Here is an 821-nt window from a genome sequence, read left to right on the forward strand (position 1 = left end):
CCGCATATCGCGCTTCACGCGCCGCTTGCTCGAGACTTTTACCTTTCAGATCAAGTTGAACACGCTCAACAATGCATGGTATTTGATATTCGGCACAAACAGCTTGGCAATGCTCCGCCCACGCATCAGCGTGAGAACTTAATCCATGGTGAACATGGATAGCGCAGAATGATTGAGTTGGTTTTAGTGTTTGGAGTGAGCGAACCGCGGAGAGAAGCAAAGCTGTTTGTGCCGAATATCAAATACCATGCATTGTTGAGCGTGTTCAACTTGATCTGAAAGGTAAAAGTCTCGAGCAAGCGGCGCGTGAAGCGCGATATGCGGTGTTCAAACGACATGTCGGCACCGATGATATTTTGTTGTTGGCGCATCATCTTGATGATCAAATCGAGACGGTTCTTATGCGACTTATAAGAGAGACTGACTCGAGTTTGTTGGCTGCTATTCCTCACAGTCGGCCTATGGGACTAGGTCATCTCGTTCGACCATTTCTAGATTTACGAAGAAAGGATCTTGAGCAATATGTCCAAGACCAAGGTGTGAGTTGGGTCGAAGATGAATCTAATCGAGACCTTTCGATCACAAGGAATCGCATTCGTCATCAAGTGTTGCCGCGATTGTTGGCTCAGTCAGATAGTTACGTTGATGATTTAGTGTTGTTAAGCAAAGGGCATACTCGAGTTAATGGTTCAGCGTTGCGTTTGGCGCAAGCAGTGTTAAAGCATATGCACATCACGAACTACGCAAACGATCATGGAATTTCTCTTACTAACCTCAACTTACTTGCTAAGCGAGAGCAGACGTTTCTTTTGCGTTGGTGG

At 46.0% G+C, this 821-nt stretch carries 1 protein-coding gene and 1 pseudogene; one reads left to right on the forward strand and one right to left on the reverse strand.

Going from position 1 to position 821, the window contains the following annotated elements:
* A partial coding sequence (locus tag A3738_RS32660; protein ID WP_369819819.1) for an ATP-binding protein occupies window positions 1–220 on the reverse strand: 220 nt, incomplete at its 3' end.
* Here A3738_RS32660 and tilS point away from each other — a divergent pair.
* A pseudogene (gene tilS, locus A3738_RS17700) lies at window positions 207–821 on the forward strand (tRNA lysidine(34) synthetase TilS); the annotation flags it as partial. The gene A3738_RS32660 and the pseudogene tilS sit on opposite strands and share 14 nt — an antisense overlap.

The organism is Oleiphilus sp. HI0066, assembly GCF_001635725.1.